The following is a 17,731-nucleotide window of genomic DNA, read 5'->3' as shown; positions in this document are numbered from 1 at the left end:
GCGCATATGATTGTAGATATAACTTGCTCAAAATATCCAGCTTGTGCATCAAATAGTAAAAGCTGTGCAATAGAGAAAATTGATTGTGCAAAATATGAGGCAATAGTTTCTCAAATTGCAAAAATCGAAGCGGACTTGTTTGGGCAAGGATGTTGGAACAAGAACATGATTTTGCAAGAGCTACAAGCACCAATGCGTGCGTATTATGCAGATGTTGATCTAAACACAAATACAGTAGCTGGGTATGCAGGATTTTGGTTTGATGGCGACGACGCTCAAATAATGACAATAGGCGTTGAAAAAGAGTATCAAAAGCGAGGAATCGCAAGCAATCTTCTAAAAACTATGATTGAAAATGCAAAATCAATAGGCGCAAAACGAATGCTTTTAGAAGTTAAAGTAAATAACAATCCAGCGTTAAAACTGTATGAAAAATTCGGTTTTACAAAAATGGGATTAAGAAAAAGATACTATATGCCAGAAGGAATAGATGCATATACAATGTGCGCACAAATAGAAGACTTAGACAACTTAGACGACTTGGAAAATTTAGAAAACTCAAAAAACTTAGAAGAATCTAGCGAAGCTTATAACAGTGCTAAAAGTGAGGATAACAATGAGTGAAACAATGAATAAAACAAGCGAGCCAATAGTTTTAGGCATTGAATCAACTTGCGACGAAACAGCCGCCGCAATCGTTAAAGGAAGAACATTAGTTTCTAACGTTGTAGCATCCTCAATGCAAGAACACGCACGCTACGGCGGTGTTATACCAGAAATCGCATCGCGCGCGCATGCAGAAGCATTTGTGCCAGTCGTTTCAAAAGCGTTAGCAGATGCAAATATGGATTTAAGCGATATTGACGCTATAGCAGTAAGCGCAGGCCCGGGATTAGCAGGATGCTTAGCTGTTGGAGTTTCGGGAGCTAAAGCACTAGCAAGTGCTGCAAAAAAGCCGATTTATGGAATAAACCACGTTATTGGACACATTGCAGTAACACAATTGCAATTTGGCGATGTGCCTAAAGACGTTCTTGCGCTTATAGTCTCGGGAGGCCACACTTCTCTTTTGCATGTTAATAACATTGCGCGCAGTATAGATGTTGTTGGAACAACATTAGACGATGCAGCTGGCGAGTGCTTTGATAAAGTAGCTAGATTGCTTGGATTCCCTTATCCAGGAGGCCCGCATATTGATAGGCATGGGCGCCTTGGAAATCCAAATACGTTGAAGGTTCCGCAAGGACTTACGCAAGGCAGATCTGGCAAAGAGCATCCTTACGACTTTAGTTTTTCGGGAGTAAAAACTGCTGTTGCGCGTTGGGTAGAAGCTCGCCAAGCACAAGGCTTAGAAATACCAGTTGACGACGTTTGCGCATCTTTAGCAAACTCTGTTGCAGATGTTCTTTCTCGCAAAGCTATGATGGGTTGCGAGCAATACGGTTCAAAAACTTTGTTGATTGGTGGCGGATTCTCCGCAAACTCGCAACTTAGAGAGCATCTTTTAGAGCAAGGCAAAGAACACGGAATCGAAGTTCGTTTGCCAGAATTGAAGCTTTGCACAGATAACGGAGCAATGGTGGCAATGCTGGGCGTGAATTTGGTAGAAGCAGGCGTTCGTCCATCTGCTCCAGATTTTGCAATCGATTCAGCAATGCCACTTACAACCGTTAGCTTATAATAGTTAGAGTTGTTATAAAAATAAGCGAGGTGTTTTGTGTACGAAAGCTATGCGCGTAGAGGAGTTTTGCAAGTTGGTGAAAAAATCCAATTCACCGATAGAAAAGGCAAGCGAATCACAGCACAGCTTGTTAAAGGCGGAGTTACACAAACCGAACACGGCATTATTTTGCACGACGATGTTATTGGCAAAACTCAAGGCGTTGTAGTAACAACAGTTAGCACAAAACGTGATTTTGAGCGTAGTAATAAGCAACTTGACGCATCTAAAGAATCAAACAAACCATGGATGGCAGCACGCGCAATAGGCGGATGGGATTATGTAGTTATGCGTCCGCGATTGGCAGATTACGTTTTATCTATGCCAAGAGGCGCTCAAATCATGTATCCAAAAGATATTGCACAAGTGATTTCTTTAGGAGATATTCGCTCTGGAATGCGCGTTTTAGAGTCGGGAGCAGGCTCTGGAGCAATGAGCTTAAGTCTTTTAGACGCTGTTGGCGAAAGTGGTGAGCTTACAACAATAGAACTTAGGCCTGATTTTGCTAGAATCGCGCAACTAAACGCAACGATTTACTATGGCGAAAAACCAAAATGGTGGAATCTTTTAACTGGGGATTTTGACACAGTAGCAAAGTCTCTTCCAGAAGGTTATTTTGATCGCATTATGCTAGATATGCTTGACCCTTGGAATAGGCTTGAACAAGCTTATAGGGTTATTGCTCCAGGTGGCGTATTAGTTGCGTACGTAACAACAACAACGCAAATGTCTAGAATGGCACAAAGTTTGCGAGCTTCGGGAGTTTGGACGGAGCCAGAGATTCAAGAAACGTTAGAAAGAACTTGGAAAGCTCAAGATTTAGCAGTTAGACCAGATCACGCAATGATAGGTCATACTGGTTTTTTGGTTATTTCGCGCGCAATGGCGCAAGGCTTTAATGCGTTGAAAAAGCGCGAGCGTGCTACAAAAGATACTGTTAGCGATATTGATGACTTAACCCCAGAAGAGCGTGCAGAACAGCTAGAAGACTTGTCTCTTAGAGATATATCCGATAGAAAGCTTAGAAAAGTTCTTAGAGATTTAGATTTACAAATCGCACAATTGCCTAACTCAAATCCAGAGCCTAATAAGGCTTAATTTTAGAAGTAGGAGATTAAAATGGCGGCGTCAATCAAGAAAATCGTTAAAAAAGTAAAGCATGCAAAATATGTGCTGCTACTAATGCGCCACGCAAAAGCGGTGCCGCCAACAATGGGAGACGATTGGGGAAGAGACCTTAGTGATAAAGGCATAAAACAAGCAAAAATCATGGCAAAAGGCTTGAAATCTTTAAAGCTTGTTCCAGATTATATTGTTTGTTCAAGCGCAAATCGCACAGAGCAGACAATGCACAAAATGCTTAAAAAGTTTGGAGATTCGCCAATAGTTGCATCAAGAAAAAGCTTATATGATGGCGGAATGCAATCTGTAATGGATGAGCTTTGCGCGATTAAGAGCGATTCTAGAATAACAATGATTATAGGCCATGAGCCAACAATGTCGATGGCTGCGCAATGGCTTTCCTCCCCAGATTCCGACCCAGACGTTTTAGGAACAATGCGACTTGGGCTTTCTAACGCTTCGATTGTTGTGCTAGTTTCCGAAACTCCTTTTGCAACTTGCGGACTTCGCGGAGCAAAAGCTTTAGGCATTATAAGTCCAAAGGATTTTGAGTAGTAAATACGCATAAAATCCTTGTAAAATTTGCATAAATTTGCACAAATCTACATAAATATCTGAATAAATATCTGCACAAATATTTGCACAAATATGCATATAAGTTTAAGTTATAACGACACCCCCAAATAGGTAATGACCTCATTTGGCCAAATGTTTGCTAGGCTGAATCAGGTTGTTAATTATTTGGAGGATATATGCATACTGTTCTTACATCTGTACAGGGATTCCCACGAATCGGCGCAAATCGCGAGCTTAAGAAAGTTATTGAACGCTATTGGAAAAAAGACGCAACTCTAGAAGAAGTAAGACAAGTTGCAAAAGATTTGCGCAAAAAGCATTGGAAAATTCAAGCAGAATCTGGAATAGAACTCATACCAAGCAACGATTTTAGCTACTACGATCAAATGCTAGACACAGCAATCCTTCTTGGTGCAGTGCCAGAACGGTACAAAAATCTAGAGTTTGAAAATGCAGAAGATACGCTTTTTGCAATCGCTCGCGGATATCAAGGGGATAGAGGAGACGTAACAGCTCTTCCAATGAAGAAGTGGTTTACAACCAACTACCACTACATTGTTCCAGAAGTAGAAAATCCGCAAGATTTGTGTTTAGTTGGCACAAAACCATTCGACGAGTTTAATGAAGCGAACGCTCTAGGAATTGAAACAAAGCCAGTGCTGATTGGCCCATACACATTCTTAAAGCTTGCTCGCACGCCACAAGCTCAAGAATTAGAAGCAAACAAAGAGACGATTGAAGCATTAGCAAACGCGTATTGCAGTATTGTAAAGCGATTTGCAAGTCTCGGAGCAAAATGGTTGCAATTCGACGAACCATACTTGTGCTTAGATAAAGAAGATGGCGATTTAAAGATCTTTAGCGATTTATATGAGCCGATTCTTCAAAGCAGACTTGAAAGCACAGAGAATGCTGAAAACGTTAAGATTTTGCTTAACACGTATTTTGGCAATGTTTTAGACTCGTACCAAACGCTAAACGATTTAGCTTTCGATGCAATTGGCTTAGATTTTGTAGAAGGCAAAGAAGAAAACCTTGAAGCTTTGCAAAAATATGGAGTAAATGAGAAAACAACTATTTTTGCAGGAGTTGTAAATGGCAGAAATATTTGGAAAAATGACTACGCACAAAGTCTTGGCTTGCTAGATGCTTTGCAAAAAAACGTTACTAATCGCATAGCTGTTTCTACTGCATGCTCGCTTTTGCATGTTCCATTTAGCACGGATGGAGAAGAGCTTGGCGAAGATGTATTAAAGCATTTTGCGTTTGCTGTAGAAAAGTTGAAGGAAGTAAGCGAAATTGCTAAGCTTTGCGTTTTGAATGATGATGAGCTTAAAAATAGCGAGGAATTAGCGCAAAATCAGGCATTATTTGACGGGTCTAGAGTAAAAGTAGACGAAAACGTTAAAGCGCGAATCGCAAGCCTTAAGCCAGAAGATTTTGAGCGAAAGCCATCTCGCGCGGAGCGTCAAAAATTACAAAAAGAAGCATTAGGATTGCCTGATTTGCCTACAACAACTATCGGATCTTTCCCTCAAACAAAAGAAATAAGATCGATTCGAGCGCTTTTTAGAAAAGGCGAAATTAGCAAGGAAGAATACAACGCGTTTATTGGCAAGCAAATAGACGAGTGCATAGAACACCAGGAGCGCATTGGCTTAGACGTTCTTGTGCATGGCGAATTTGAGCGAAACGACATGGTTGAATACTTTGGCCAGCATTTGCACGGATTTAAGTTTACAAAAAACGCTTGGGTGCAGTCTTATGGAACTCGATGCGTAAAGCCTCCAATCGTTTGGAGCGATGTTTCTAGGGCGCAGCCAATCACAGTAGAGTGGAGTGCGTATGCTCAAAGCCGCACAAACCATGTCATGAAAGGCATGCTAACGGGGCCTGTTACGATTCTTAACTGGTCTTGGCCTCGCGAAGATATTACGCATGAAGAGCAAACTCAGCAGCTTGCTCTTGCTATTAGAGACGAAGTTTTGGACTTGGAGCGTGCTGGAATTCGCGTAATTCAAATCGATGAGGCAGCTTTGCGTGAAAAGCTTCCGCTTAGGCGTTCGGATTGGCATAAGAAGTATTTGGATTGGGCAATTGCATCTTTCCGTCTTGTGCATTCTGCTGTAGATGCTACTACGCAAATCCACACGCATATGTGCTACTCGGAGTTTAACGACATTATTCGAGACATTGATGCAATGGACGCGGACGTTATATCGTTTGAAGCTTCGCGCGGAGATTTAGTTGTTTTGGACGCTATTCATAACGCAAACTTTGAAACTGAAGCGGGCCCTGGAGTTTACGACATTCACTCTCCTCGCGTTCCTAGCGAAGAGGAGATTGTTAACAGGATTCACGAGATTTTGCACAAAATGCCAGCAGGCAAACTTTGGATTAACCCAGATTGTGGCTTAAAAACTCGCGGCAATGCAGAAACGTGGGTTAGTTTGCAAAATCTTGTTTCTGCAGCTAAAAAAGTTAGAAGCGAATTGGGTGGCGGTCTAAAATGACGTATAAACCAAAGTTTTCTTTAGAGGTGTTTCCGCCTAAAAGAACATCTCCAATAGGCACGATTTACGACACTTTAGACGGCTTAAGGGGTTTAGATCCAGATTTTATATCTGTAACTTACGGAACGGGAAAATCTTCGGATCGAACTGCTACTGCTAGGATCGCAAACACTATTCGATCGGAGTATGGTATTAAGACTGTTGCTCACTTAACAGCAAGATACTTGGATTATGACGATGTTGACGAAGCTTTAGACATGTTTGATAAGGCAGGCGTTAGTGGTGTTTTAGCTTTGCGCGGAGACGTTATTGAAAGTCAGAATGCTGCTGGAGTGTTTAATCACGCAAGCGATTTAGTATCGTATATTCGCTCAAAGCGACCAGATTTGCCTATTTTGGGTGCATGCTACCCAGAAAAACATCCAGAAGCTGCTACTTTGCAAGAAGATATCGATAATCTAAAGCGAAAAGTGGATGCTGGAGTAACTTACTTGATTTCGCAACTTTTTTACAATAACGATGACTTTTTGCATTTTAGGGATTTAGCTAGAAAAGCTGGCATTAACGTTCCGATTGAAGCTGGAGTTATGCCAGTTGTAAACGCAAATCAAGTTAAGCGAATGACAAAAATGTGCTCTTCTAAAATGAGTGAGCCAGTTTTAGCAATGATTGAGCGATGGGGAAGTAACCCAGAAGTTTTGCAAGACGCTGGAAGCATATTTGCGTCTCAACAGATTAACGATTTAGTTGCGGAAGGTGTAGACGGGATACACTTGTACACAATGAATCGTCCTGGCGTTACTAGAAGCATTTGGTCAAACGTTAAGCCACTTTTTACTAAAATCGTGTAGATTGTACAAATCGTACTTGTGGTGCCGTGCAAAATATTGTTGTACGACACCACAATGTACAGTGGCGTTATGAGCAATCAAACAAGTAATGCTGGAGATTCAAGCAATGGATTTAGCGCGATTTTGAACGTGGAATCAAAAGCTAATTTGCAAAATGGTTCAAAAAGCAACTTAGGTTTTGCTCAAGAAAGCAACTTATCTTATAGAAGCCTAGTTAAAGCAGGGTTTGCGCGCCCAGAATCTGCTCGTAAAACTATAGAAGATATTTGCAAAAATTGTGAGAATAATTCAATTAATGTGCTCAAAATCTTAGAAAGCATAAATAGAGTAGAAGATCCAGATTACGCAATTTTAGCGTTTAATGACATATATAAATCGCGTCAAAAAGTTGTTGAAAATATTGCTCAAAACTCGAATAATTCACTAATAACAAGTCCGCTTTCGTCTTTAATGCAAGTTCTTGGAGCTTCTAAAGCGTTTGCAATGCTAATGCGAACACGAGAAGATTTAATAAACGCTGCTGCAAGTGACCCAAATCATTTGCTACATATGACTTTAGAAGAGCGTGTTTTGGATTTACTAGAAGCTGTTCAATCGTACAGTGCAACAGTAGTAAATGAAGAAAAAGATGACAACAAGAATTGCGATTCGTGCACTGTTCCAATAAGCTCTATGCCTTTTGCGCAAGCTGTTTGCGCGCTTAGAGCGAGATATCGCCAGCATATTGCTGCGATTATGGCATACGATTTGGCGAGCGCAGACCCTGTAGAATTACAGCCAGACATAAGTCGTAAACTTTCGGATGCTGCGGATGCGGCTCTTGAAGCTGCGCTTGCGATTGCGCGCGGGCAAGTTTCTGGATCTTGTTGCTGCAGGTTTGCAATAATAGCAATGGGAAAATTGGGAGCGCAAGAAATAAACTACGTTTCAGACATTGACTTAATATATGTAGTAGAACCAACTAATGGCGTTAAACAAGATGAAGCTTTGCGAGTTGGCTCTTCTATTGCGCTTGTTTTGCAAAAAGTTTGCCAATCGGTTGTTGTGGGATGTGCGGAGCCGCCATTGTGGCAAATTGATACTGCGTTAAGGCCAGAAGGCAAAGATGGTCCGCTTGTTAGGCGCTTGGAATCACATAGAGAATACTACGAAAAGTGGGCAAGTAGCTGGGAGTTTCAAGCATTACTAAAGTCGAGGCCAGCTGCAGGAGATGCGCAACTTGGTAAAGATTATAGACAAATGGCAGATTCGCTTGTTTGGAAAGCGTCTGGTCGTGAGCATTTTGTTGCAGATTGCCAACACATGAGACAGCGAGTAGAGTCTTTGATTCCTGCGGCTCAGCGAGATTTAGATATGAAGCTTGGGCGCGGCGGATTGCGCGATGTTGAGTTTACTGTGCAAATGTTGCAACTTGTGCACGGAAGTGAAGATAAGTCTTTGCGAGTTAGAGATACACTAGGCGCGCTTAATGCACTATCTGCTGGAGGTTACGTCTCTAGATCGCAAGCTGCAACTTTGGCAGAACACTACCGTTTTGAGCGCGTGCTCGAGCATCGCCAGCAAATGTGGAATATGCAACGTACGCATTTATTCCCAGACTTAGGCGCGCAAGGAAATGGTGGGTTAGATCGCGCAAGAAGTATTAGTGTAGAAGATCTTAACAGTAACGAGCAAATTAGGCGTCTTGCTAGAGCTGTTAGACTTAAGCCAGAAGAGCTTGTTGCGCGATTCGACAAAGCGCGACGAGAAATTAGACACTTGCATAAAGATATTTATTACCGTCCAATGCTTCCGATTAACGCGCAAACGGATGCAGATCCTATTGTGCTGTCTGCTGAGGCTGCGCGTGCTCGCTTTGCGTCAATCGGATTTGCGGATGCTAGAGCTGCACAAATGCATGTTGAAGCTCTAAGCGAGGGGCTTTCGCGTGCTGCTAAAATTCATAGAATTTTGCTTCCAGCGGTGTTGAAATGGCTTGGAGAAGGTCAAAATCCCGACATGGGTTTGCTTGCTTTTAGGCGACTTTCCGAACGCTTTGGTGGAAAAAACACGTACTTAGGATTTTTGCGTGATTCTCCTAGCGCAGCTCAACGGCTTTGCCACGTTTTGTCTGATTCGCGCTATTTAGGCGATGCAATGATGAAGTCTATACAGTCAATAACTTGGCTTGGAGACGACTCGGCGCTTGCGCCAAGAGACAGAGAAAGCTTAGATATGCAAACGCGCGCAATGGTGGCAAGATATTCAAGCAGTATTGCGGATTTTGCACAATTTTTGCGCGCTTTAAGAAGGCAAGAAATTGAGCGAGTAGCTCTTGCTTGGATGTGTGGGCTTATTGACGATGATGCTTCTATGCAAGCTATGAGTGACGTATTTGATGCTGTGCTTGATGCTGCTTTGCAATGGGCTATGAAAGATGCGTCTCGCAAAATGTGCCTAGATAAAAGCAAAGCTTCGATTGCAATTATTGCTTTGGGACGTTACGGCGGTAGGGAAGTTAACTTCTGCTCGGATGCAGATATTATGGTTGTTTATAAGCCTACACAAGATAGTTGCGGTTGCGATTCTAGCGATGATTCTGGCGCTAATCTTGCTCACCGTTTTGCGCAAACTACTGTAGACATATTGCGAAGTATTTTACAAGGTCCTCTTACTTTAGAGCCAAAAATCATGGTCGATTTAGATTTGCGACCAGAAGGCAAAGATGGCCCGCTTGTGCGTTCGCTAGAATCGTGCGAGCACTACTACCAAAAGTGGGCTAGTACATGGGAAAATCAAGCACTTTTGCGCGCGCGCTTTGCTGCGGGTTCCAAAGATTTGGCGGATGCTTTGCTAAGTGGAGTAGTAAACGACTTGCGCTATTCACAAGAGCCTCTTAGTGAATCGCAATTAGCGGAAATTCGTAAGCTTAAAGCGCGTATGGAAGCAGAACGATTGCCAAGAGGTGTTAGTAGAGATAGGCATTTGAAGCTTGGTCGCGGCGGTTTAAGCGATGTTGAGTGGACTGTTCAGCTTTTGCAATTGCAATACGCTGGAAAATACGAGTCTTTGCGAGTGGTTGGCACAATGCAAGCGTTGAAAGCGCTTAAAGAATTGCATTTAATTGAAGATGAAGATGCAAACGTGCTGGAGCGCTGCTGGCATATGTGTTCTGCAGTGCGAAATGCGAACTTCTTGTGGTCTGGCTCACTTGAGCGTGCGGATGTTATTCCAACAGACTCTTATTCTTTAGGCGGAATCGCCACTTATCTTGGCTACGATCCAAACCAGGGTCGCGTTTTTGAAAACGATTTAATGGCTGTTATGCGTCAATGCCGCGAAGTTATGTCTCGTCTCTTCTACTGTCGCTAAGTTTACAGTCGCAATCTAGTCATATTTTGTAGCTTCGAATTTATTGTTGCATTCTGTTCTTTAAGTTATAATTGCAGGATGGGAGGTGATTTTTAATGAAAAATTCAATGATAAGCATTGATGTAAAAGAAAGAGCTAAGTCTTCAGTTTTTTATTCTGATGTTTCTTCACGTATAAAGCAAACAGTCAGTAGTGAAAATTTAGAAGAAAATGACGAATTATTCTCTACTGATTTTGCTGCAAAACTTATGAATAGTTACAAGCAGTCAGCTTCTGGTTTATCTAGACCATATAAAGATGTTTTTGCTGAGTTAGAAAAGGGCTTGTAATGAGTTCTTTTGATATTCTTGTTACTCAAGATGCAGAAAATGATTTAAAAAATATAAGAGATTATATTGCATCTAATATTTCTAAGAAAACTTCTGCCAGAATTATTAATATCATTAAATTTAATATTGAAAGACTATCTCTTTTTCCTCAGTTTGCGCCTGTAGTTAAGTATGAGCCGTGGAATTCACTTGGTGTGCGTCGTATTGTTGTAAAGAATTTTCTTATTTATTACAGAGTTGATTTAGAAAAAAATACAGTTTATATTTTGAAGGTTACTTATGGTAAATGTAATCAACAAACTGTATTGGAACAAATAGATTTATTGGATTAAATACTTATTAAATGCTGCATAATAAGTTATAGTTGTTCGCCACTCCGAGTATAGGTTTCGTCAAAGCTAATCAGTAATATTACGTAGGTCGCGCACAATCGCGGCCGTTTGCCAACTAGCGAAAGGTAAGCGGTTTTATTATGACGAACGCATTTTCTGATTCTTCCAATCAAGTTTTTTCTCGTTGCGCAATTGCTCAATCGTTAGCAGGCAAAAGCGTTGTTACTTTAGACGATATTTCAACAGCACAAATACGAATGCTTTTAGATAAAGCGCGATACATTGATTCGCACAGAAAAGAAGTGGCCCACACTTGCGATGGCAGAGTGTTGGCCACTCTTTTTTATGAGCCGAGTACGCGCACGCGATTAAGCTTTGAATCAGCAATGCTTCGCTTAGGCGGCAAGGTGATTGGCTTTGCAGGCGCTCAACTTTCTAGCGCTAGTAAAGGCGAAACAGTTAGCGACACGTTAAAAGTGGTGTCAAACTATGTAGATGTTGTAGCAATGCGTCACCCTAAGGAAGGCGCCGCTTTTGTAGCAACGCAAGCTGTTAGCACGCCAGTAATTAATGCAGGAGACGGCGGCCACATGCATCCTACTCAAACTCTTGCAGATTTAGCAACGATTCTTGCACGATTTGGCAGACTGAATAATTTAACAGTTGGGCTTTGCGGAGACTTAACGTACGGCCGCACAGTTCACTCGCTTATTGAAACTTTATGCCGCTTTGGAAATGTTCATTTTGTGTTGATTAGTCCAGATGAGCTTAAAACTCCGCAATACGTTATTGATCGTATAAACGCAACCGAATCGTGCTCTTACGAGGAAACTCGCGATTTGATGGAAGTTATTGGAAGTTTAGACGTTCTTTATATGACTCGTGTGCAAGAAGAGCGTTTTACAGACAGGGATCAATACTTGCGACTTAGAGATACTTACATTTTGACGGAAGAAAAATTGCAAAAAGCAAAGCCTAATACGGCTGTTCTTCACCCACTTCCTAGGATTAACGAGATTGCGGTTGATGTTGACGCAGACCCTCGTGCAGCATACTTTGAGCAAGTTAAAAACGGTATGCTTATGCGAATGGCTCTTGAAAGCTCAGTTCTTGGAGATGAGCTTTTGGGCTATGAACCAACAGATTTTGTGAATGTTCCTAAAGACGAATCGCAAGCTTACGATGCTAATGGAATTTCGCTGGCTAATCCTCGTGTTCATAAAGAAGATAAAAACGCGCCTAAAGACCTTAAATGTCCTAATATTCGTTGCATAACAAATAGTGAATTGTCGTTAGTTAAAAAGTTCTATAAGGACGATTCTGACGCAAATGTGTATAGATGCTTGTATTGCGACGAAGAAGCATAAGTAGATTGGGTGCATTAAAACGCGCAAATAATCGCGATTAACGCAATTGAAATATAAAGTAATCTAAAATAATCTAAATAACTTAAAACCTTGAGCAAACTAGGAGCAATATGAATAACTCTCGAACCTTAACTTTGCAAAATATTGCAGTTTGGGATACTAGCGAGCGCATTGATTTAATCGTAGAAGGTGTGCGGCAAGATGCTTTAATTGAGCCAAATGCCAGAATATGCGGAGAAATTGATGCAAGTGATTGGATTGTTGCTCCTGGTTTTGCAGATCCACACGTGCATTTTAGAGATCCTGGTCAAACAGATAAAGAAACGATGATGACTGGCGGCAATGCTGCTGCTGCAGGCGGATATACGCAAGTTTTGATTATGCCAAACACGATTCCAGCGGTGGACGGCGAGCCTTGGAATGATGCTCCTTTTGATGTGGAAAATGTGATTGACTACTTGCAAAGATACGGTTGCATATATGGCGTAAAATTGCCAGTTCGCTACGATTTAAGCGTTTGCGCATCGGGTGGAAGAAGTGGCGTTGATCCTAGCAACGTTAATTTGTGGAAAAACTATGTTCCTGGAATCGAAGATAGTCAAAAAACGTCTCCAATGAAGAAGCATCCTGTAGTTGCAATCAGTGACGATGGTGCTGCAGTTACAGATTCGATTTTGCAAGACGTTCTAAAAATCGCTAAAGAAACAGGATTGCCTCTTCTTGAACATTGTGAGCATCATAATTCTGGCTCAGTAAACGAAGGCCCAGTTGCTAAGATTTTAGGCGTTGGTGGAATTCCTGCTTCTACGGAGCTTGCGATTGTTAAGCGAGACATTGATGCTGCGCGAGTTAGTGGAGTTCACGTGCACTTCCAGCATGTGAGTACTGCAGCTGCTTTTGAAGTGATTCGCAAAGCTAAGAAGGAAGGTTTGCCTATTACTTGCGAAACAGCTCCGCATTATCTTGCTCTTTGCGATGAAGATGTGCTTAAGTATGGCGTTAACGCAAAAATGAATCCGCCTCTTAGATCTAAAGCAGATAGACAGGCTACTCTTGGTGCAATCGCAGATGGAACTATAGACATGATTGCGACTGATCACGCTCCGCATACAGATGCAGATAAGGCTGGAGACTTTGCGAGCGCGCCTAATGGCATTATTGGCTTAGAATGCGCGTACGCGGTTTGTAGAAAAGTGCTTGTGGATGCAGGATACACAGACGATAAGCACTTAATTGAGCTAATGTCTGTTAATCCAATGCAACTAATGAGCCGCAGACCTACGGATGTTTCGGCTTTGCTAAACGTGTCTTCCAAGTGCGCGCTTAGGCGTATATTGCGATTAAGCAACACGGAGCACCCAGAAAACGTTGATTTAGTGTTGATTAATATGAACGAAAAGTGGAGTGTGGATTCAAGCTTATTCCATTCAAAAGCTAGAAATACGCCATTTGACGGTTGGCAATTAAAGGGCAGGCCAGTGGCAACTATTATTGGATCGCAAATTGCATTTTCTAGAATGTAGTCGCGTATTTAATAAATCGTATGAGTAAGTCATATGAGTAAGTCGCGTTAGTAAGTCGTAAAAAATAGTAAAAATGGGAGAAAAATGGACGAGTTAGTAGAAGCGATTGCATCCAAGCAAAATCCTACTGTTGTTGGATTAGACCCAAAGCCTGGTATTTTGCCTGCGCAAATTTTAAGCGGCTTAGCAAATGAAGTTTTGCAAGAAGTAGAAAGCGAAGAAGCTTTGCAAACTTTACTTGGTGCTGCTTATTTTGAGTTTAACCGAGCAATTATTGATGCGATTTGTGATATTGTTCCAGCTGTTAAGCCACAGATTGCAATGTATGAGGCGCTTGGTCCTGCTGGAATCGACACTTACACAATGACTTGCGATTATGCTAAATCCAAAGGTTTAGTTGTTATTGGAGATGCAAAACGAGGAGATATTGGCTCTACGGCAGGCCAGTATGCTGCGCATTTGCGAGGATTTGCTAATCTTGATTCGTATTTTAGCGATGATTCTTACGATTTTGACGAGTCTTTGCTTAATCTTCTTAAAAGCTCTAGCACAAAGGATGTTTGGCACGAGGATTCGCTTACTGTAAACCCGTATATGGGATCGGATGGCGTTATGCCTTTTGTAAACGAAGCAATTTCGCGAAATAAGAGCATTTTTGTGCTTTTGCGCACGTCTAATCCTTCTAGCAAAGAGTTGCAAGAGCTTGTTGTTGAAGATGGCAAACCAGTTTACGAGCATATGGCAAGCTTGATTGAAAATTGGGGCGAATCAAACATTGGGAATCACGGATATTCTAGAGTTGGAGCGGTTGTTGGAGCAACGCATCCGCAAGAAGGCAAGCGGTTGCGTGAACTTATGCCGCATACTTTCTTCCTTGTTCCAGGTTATGGAGCGCAAGGTGGAACAGCTAAAGATGTTGCTGGAATGTTTGATAAAGACGGCAGTGGCGCAATAGTAAACTCTTCGCGCGGAATTATTGGCGCTTGGAAAAACAGTGAATCTTATAAAAAGCACGAATCTTCAATCTCTTTAGATGACATTCTAGATATTGTTGCACATTCTTCTGCATGCGCTGCTATTAATATGCGAGATGATTTAAGGCAGGCGATTTATAAGTGAATCTATTTATAAGTGAATATAGATAAACATAAGCGAATATAATTTATAGCTAATAACAAGCTACAAATCGCAAGTTATAAGTTACAAATTACAAATCGCAAGATGCAAATTACAAATTATATAACTAAAAACTAAACAGTTACACACTACACAAGATAGGGCAAATACATGAGTGATGGCATGTTTATTCAAACTAGAAAATCTTCTAGAAGCTTTATATTTACTATTCGTGAAAGCTCTTTAGACTATTCGGGTGCAGATTCTAGTAAGCCAAAATATAGCCGTCTTTTAGGAAGGCGCCCAATAGAAGTTCTTGATAATCAAAAGCTTGACGAAGGTGTGTATCGCTTAGTTTTGCGCGATGATGCTATTGCTAAAACAGCCACTCCTGCGCAATTTGTTAACTTATATTCTCCAGATTCTACAACTATGCTTCCTAGGCCATTTGGTGTTGCAAGCGTTGATGGAGATACTTTTACTCTTATTTTTGCTGTGATTGGTAAAGGCACTGCCGAGTTTGCGCAGCTTAAAGCAGGAGACACTGTAGACGCTTTAGGGCCATTAGGATTGGGCTTTGATATTTCTAAGCCAGCGCACTATGTTCTTGTAAGCGGAGGATTGGGTGTTCCTCCTTTGATTTGTGCTGCGCAAGCGATTGCAAAAAATAAGGATTGCAAGGTTACGGCCGTTCTTGGATACAGAGATAATCATTTTGCTGACTCATTTATGAAGGAATACGTTGATAACGTTTATAGCATTAGCAACGCGCAAGGAACTGTTATTACTTTGCTTAATGAGCTAGAGCAAGAAAATCATTTTGATTTTAATGGCGATTTGCCTATTGTTATTCTTTCTTGCGGGCCTATGCCAATGATGAAAGCTGTAGCTCATTGGGCGCATGAGCGTAATGTTAAATGTCAATTAAGCCTAGAAGCAAGAATGGGATGCGGCTATGGCACTTGTGTTGCTTGCGTTGTAGATACTTTGGAAGGCAGACTTAAAGTTTGTAACGAAGGACCAGTGTTTGACGCTGAAAGATTAGGCTGGGAGTAAATAAAAGGCTTAGAACAAATACTGGGAAAACAATAAAGGCTGGGAACAAAAAGATATGAGTAACGAAATGAATAAAGCTTTAGAAAATGCGCAAAATAGCGCGCAAAACAATGCATCAACTCTTGGATTTGACACAAGCCACGTTTGGAAGCACTCAACTAAAGTTGCTGGCGTTGAGTGGAAAAACATGGTTGGAACAGCGTCTGGCACATTTCAACTTGCAGCTTGCGCGCACTTTTACGATGTGAGCCAGCTTGGAGCAATTTGCACAAAAGGTGTTTCACCTGTTCCTTGGCAAGGAAATCCTGCTCCGCGCACTGCAGAATCGCCTTCTGGAATGGTGAATGCTGTTGGTTTGCAAAATCCTGGAGTTGACCACTATTTAGTAGACGAGCTTCCAAAGTTAAAAAAGCTTGGAGCGCTTGTGATTACTAACGTTGCTGGCCACAGTGATGACGATTATGCGCAAGTTGTTGAAAAGCTTGCGGATTCCGCAGCAGACATGCTAGAGATTAACGTTAGCTGCCCAAACGTAACTCATGGTGGAATGAGCGTTGGAACAGACCCAGTTGCATTGCATCGTTTAATTAAGCGTCTTCGCGCAATGACAGATAAGCCGATGATTGTAAAAATGACGCCAAATGTTACAGATATTGTTTCGATTTGCAAAGCTGCTGTTGATGCTGGCGCAGATGCTCTTAGCATGATTAATACTTTAGTTGGATTGAGAATTGACATTCGCACAGGTGAGCCGATTATTGCAAACCGTACGGGTGGAGTTTCTGGTCCTGCAATCTTCCCGATTGGACTTGGCTTCGTGTGGCGAGTTCGTCAAGCTATGCCAGATATTCCAATCATTGGCATTGGTGGCATTGATTCTGGAGAGAAAGCTTTGGAATACTTGTATGCTGGCGCTAATGCTGTAGAAGTTGGGGCGGCGGCTCTTGTTGATCCTACTGCTCCGATTCGCATTGCGCGCGAGCTTGACGATTTGCTTGATTCGCGCCCAAAGCTTGCGTCTTTGCTTAAAGAAGGCAAAACTTGGCGATGAAATTTAATACAGTAAAACAATTTATTTAAGACGGATTATTTAATACAGATTGAACAAGGAGAGTTAATTATGGCACAATTACACGAGGATTTTACAAAGTTTTTGCTTGATTCAGGCGCGCTTAAATTTGGTGATTTTACGCTTAAGTCTGGTCGCCAATCACCTTACTTTATTAACGCTGGCGCTTTCGATGACGGTATGAAAATCGCTTCTCTTGGCGATTATTACGCTCAAAGAATTGTTGCAGCAATCAAAGATGGTGTTCTTTCTAGCAATATTGACACAGTTTTTGGTCCTGCTTATAAAGGCATTCCGCTGGCAGTTTCTACGTCTATTGCGTTAACGAATAATTACAATATGCCAGTTGGTTTTACTTTTGATAGAAAAGAGAGAAAAGACCACGGCGACGGCGGAATGATGGTTGGAAAGCCGCTAAAAGACGGCATGAAAGTGCTGCTGGTTGACGACGTTATGACTGCTGGAACCGCAGTTCGAGAAGTCTTGCCAAAGCTTAAAGCAGAAGCAAATGTGGAAGTTGTTGGCTTGATTTTGGCAGTAGATAGAATGGAGCGCACAAAAGATAGTGAACTTTCTGCAGTAAAAGCAGTAGAGCAAGAGTTTGGATTCCCAGTTCTTCCAATTGCAAACGTGCGTGAAATCTTCGATGCAGCTAAGAGGATTAGTAATTCAAACGGGGAGCCCGTAATGAATCAGCAGTTGGCAGATAGCGCTGCTAAATATCTTCTTCAATACGGCGCTTGATATATAGCGTTTTAATAAAAGATCTTAAAGTTTTCCGCAAAATGTTGCAAAACACGGTGTGT

Annotated in this window: 15 protein-coding genes; all 15 read left to right on the top strand. The window is 41.7% G+C overall.

Going from position 1 to position 17,731, the window contains the following annotated elements:
- Positions 1-6: 6 nt before the first annotated feature.
- The gene (rimI, locus tag HXT36_RS02315; protein WP_421779146.1) at positions 7-624 is read left to right on the top strand and encodes a ribosomal protein S18-alanine N-acetyltransferase; all 618 of its coding nucleotides are present in this window, start codon (positions 7-9) and stop codon (positions 622-624) included.
- Entirely contained in the window at positions 617-1,681 is a 1,065-nt protein-coding gene (gene tsaD, locus HXT36_RS02310) for a tRNA (adenosine(37)-N6)-threonylcarbamoyltransferase complex transferase subunit TsaD (protein ID WP_013399577.1), read from the top strand. The genes rimI and tsaD overlap by 8 nt, the downstream gene beginning before the upstream one ends.
- Positions 1,682-1,717: 36 nt before the next feature.
- Positions 1,718-2,818, top strand: coding sequence for a tRNA (adenine-N1)-methyltransferase (locus HXT36_RS02305; RefSeq protein ID WP_421779145.1), 1,101 nt, complete (start codon positions 1,718-1,720; stop codon positions 2,816-2,818).
- Positions 2,819-2,839: 21 nt separating this feature from the next.
- Complete coding sequence (locus HXT36_RS02300) at positions 2,840-3,397, top strand: SixA phosphatase family protein (protein ID WP_415701291.1); 558 nt, start codon at positions 2,840-2,842, stop codon at positions 3,395-3,397.
- 197 nt (positions 3,398-3,594) lie between these two features.
- The gene (gene metE / locus HXT36_RS02295; RefSeq protein WP_421779144.1) at positions 3,595-5,931 is read left to right on the top strand and encodes a 5-methyltetrahydropteroyltriglutamate--homocysteine S-methyltransferase; all 2,337 of its coding nucleotides are present in this window, start codon (positions 3,595-3,597) and stop codon (positions 5,929-5,931) included.
- Positions 5,928-6,782, top strand: coding sequence for a methylenetetrahydrofolate reductase [NAD(P)H] (gene metF, locus HXT36_RS02290; RefSeq protein ID WP_004133041.1), 855 nt, complete (start codon positions 5,928-5,930; stop codon positions 6,780-6,782). Before metE ends, metF begins: the two co-directional genes overlap by 4 nt.
- A gap of 54 nt (positions 6,783-6,836) precedes the next feature.
- Complete coding sequence (locus HXT36_RS02285; protein WP_421779143.1) at positions 6,837-10,133, top strand: bifunctional [glutamine synthetase] adenylyltransferase/[glutamine synthetase]-adenylyl-L-tyrosine phosphorylase; 3,297 nt, start codon at positions 6,837-6,839, stop codon at positions 10,131-10,133.
- Between the two features lie 95 nt (positions 10,134-10,228).
- Positions 10,229-10,462 carry a hypothetical protein gene (locus tag HXT36_RS02280; protein WP_004131017.1) on the top strand — a complete coding sequence of 78 codons (234 nt, stop codon included), beginning with the start codon at positions 10,229-10,231 and terminating at the stop codon, positions 10,460-10,462.
- A complete protein-coding gene (locus tag HXT36_RS02275) occupies positions 10,462-10,794 on the top strand; it encodes a type II toxin-antitoxin system RelE/ParE family toxin (protein ID WP_004131015.1) in 333 nt (110 codons plus the stop codon). The genes HXT36_RS02280 and HXT36_RS02275 overlap by 1 nt, the downstream gene beginning before the upstream one ends.
- 140 nt (positions 10,795-10,934) lie before the next feature.
- A complete protein-coding gene (gene pyrB / locus HXT36_RS02270) occupies positions 10,935-12,161 on the top strand; it encodes an aspartate carbamoyltransferase (RefSeq protein ID WP_421779142.1) in 1,227 nt (408 codons plus the stop codon).
- Between the two features lie 110 nt (positions 12,162-12,271).
- Positions 12,272-13,684, top strand: a complete 1,413-nt coding sequence (locus tag HXT36_RS02265) for a dihydroorotase (RefSeq protein ID WP_421779141.1) — start codon at positions 12,272-12,274, stop codon at positions 13,682-13,684.
- A gap of 84 nt (positions 13,685-13,768) precedes the next feature.
- On the top strand, positions 13,769-14,803 hold the full coding sequence (gene pyrF / locus HXT36_RS02260) for an orotidine-5'-phosphate decarboxylase (RefSeq protein WP_421779140.1): 1,035 nt from the start codon (positions 13,769-13,771) through the stop codon (positions 14,801-14,803).
- 168 nt (positions 14,804-14,971) lie between these two features.
- Complete coding sequence (locus tag HXT36_RS02255) at positions 14,972-15,856, top strand: dihydroorotate dehydrogenase electron transfer subunit (protein WP_016784979.1); 885 nt, start codon at positions 14,972-14,974, stop codon at positions 15,854-15,856.
- Positions 15,857-15,911: 55 nt separating this feature from the next.
- Positions 15,912-16,907, top strand: a complete 996-nt coding sequence (locus HXT36_RS02250; RefSeq protein WP_421779139.1) for a dihydroorotate dehydrogenase — start codon at positions 15,912-15,914, stop codon at positions 16,905-16,907.
- Positions 16,908-16,976: 69 nt separating this feature from the next.
- Positions 16,977-17,669, top strand: coding sequence for an orotate phosphoribosyltransferase (gene pyrE, locus HXT36_RS02245; RefSeq protein WP_016635433.1), 693 nt, complete (start codon positions 16,977-16,979; stop codon positions 17,667-17,669).
- Positions 17,670-17,731 lie beyond the last annotated feature (62 nt).

Origin of the sequence: Gardnerella sp. DNF01144 (genome assembly GCF_049244245.1) — a bacterium.
Classification (GTDB): Bacteria; Actinomycetota; Actinomycetes; order Actinomycetales; family Bifidobacteriaceae; genus Bifidobacterium; species Bifidobacterium piotii.
The sequence above is the reverse complement of the archived record's forward strand: the minus strand, read 5'-3'. Positions and strand labels throughout refer to the sequence as shown.

Excerpts from the sequence above, each read along its gene's own strand:
- metF (WP_004133041.1), top strand. The coding sequence starts at position 5,928 with ATGACGTATAAACCAAAGTTTTCTTTAGAGGTGTTTCCGCCTAAAAGA.
- tsaD (WP_013399577.1), top strand. The coding sequence starts at position 617 with ATGAGTGAAACAATGAATAAAACAAGCGAGCCAATAGTTTTAGGCATT.
- HXT36_RS02285 (WP_421779143.1), top strand. The coding sequence starts at position 6,837 with ATGTACAGTGGCGTTATGAGCAATCAAACAAGTAATGCTGGAGATTCA.
- HXT36_RS02300 (WP_415701291.1), top strand. The coding sequence starts at position 2,840 with ATGGCGGCGTCAATCAAGAAAATCGTTAAAAAAGTAAAGCATGCAAAA.
- rimI (WP_421779146.1), top strand. The coding sequence starts at position 7 with ATGATTGTAGATATAACTTGCTCAAAATATCCAGCTTGTGCATCAAAT.
- HXT36_RS02265 (WP_421779141.1), top strand. The coding sequence starts at position 12,272 with ATGAATAACTCTCGAACCTTAACTTTGCAAAATATTGCAGTTTGGGAT.
- HXT36_RS02250 (WP_421779139.1), top strand. The coding sequence starts at position 15,912 with ATGAGTAACGAAATGAATAAAGCTTTAGAAAATGCGCAAAATAGCGCG.
- pyrB (WP_421779142.1), top strand. The coding sequence starts at position 10,935 with ATGACGAACGCATTTTCTGATTCTTCCAATCAAGTTTTTTCTCGTTGC.
- pyrF (WP_421779140.1), top strand. The coding sequence starts at position 13,769 with ATGGACGAGTTAGTAGAAGCGATTGCATCCAAGCAAAATCCTACTGTT.
- pyrE (WP_016635433.1), top strand. The coding sequence starts at position 16,977 with ATGGCACAATTACACGAGGATTTTACAAAGTTTTTGCTTGATTCAGGC.
- HXT36_RS02255 (WP_016784979.1), top strand. The coding sequence starts at position 14,972 with ATGAGTGATGGCATGTTTATTCAAACTAGAAAATCTTCTAGAAGCTTT.
- metE (WP_421779144.1), top strand. The coding sequence starts at position 3,595 with ATGCATACTGTTCTTACATCTGTACAGGGATTCCCACGAATCGGCGCA.
- HXT36_RS02280 (WP_004131017.1), top strand. The coding sequence starts at position 10,229 with ATGAAAAATTCAATGATAAGCATTGATGTAAAAGAAAGAGCTAAGTCT.
- HXT36_RS02275 (WP_004131015.1), top strand. The coding sequence starts at position 10,462 with ATGAGTTCTTTTGATATTCTTGTTACTCAAGATGCAGAAAATGATTTA.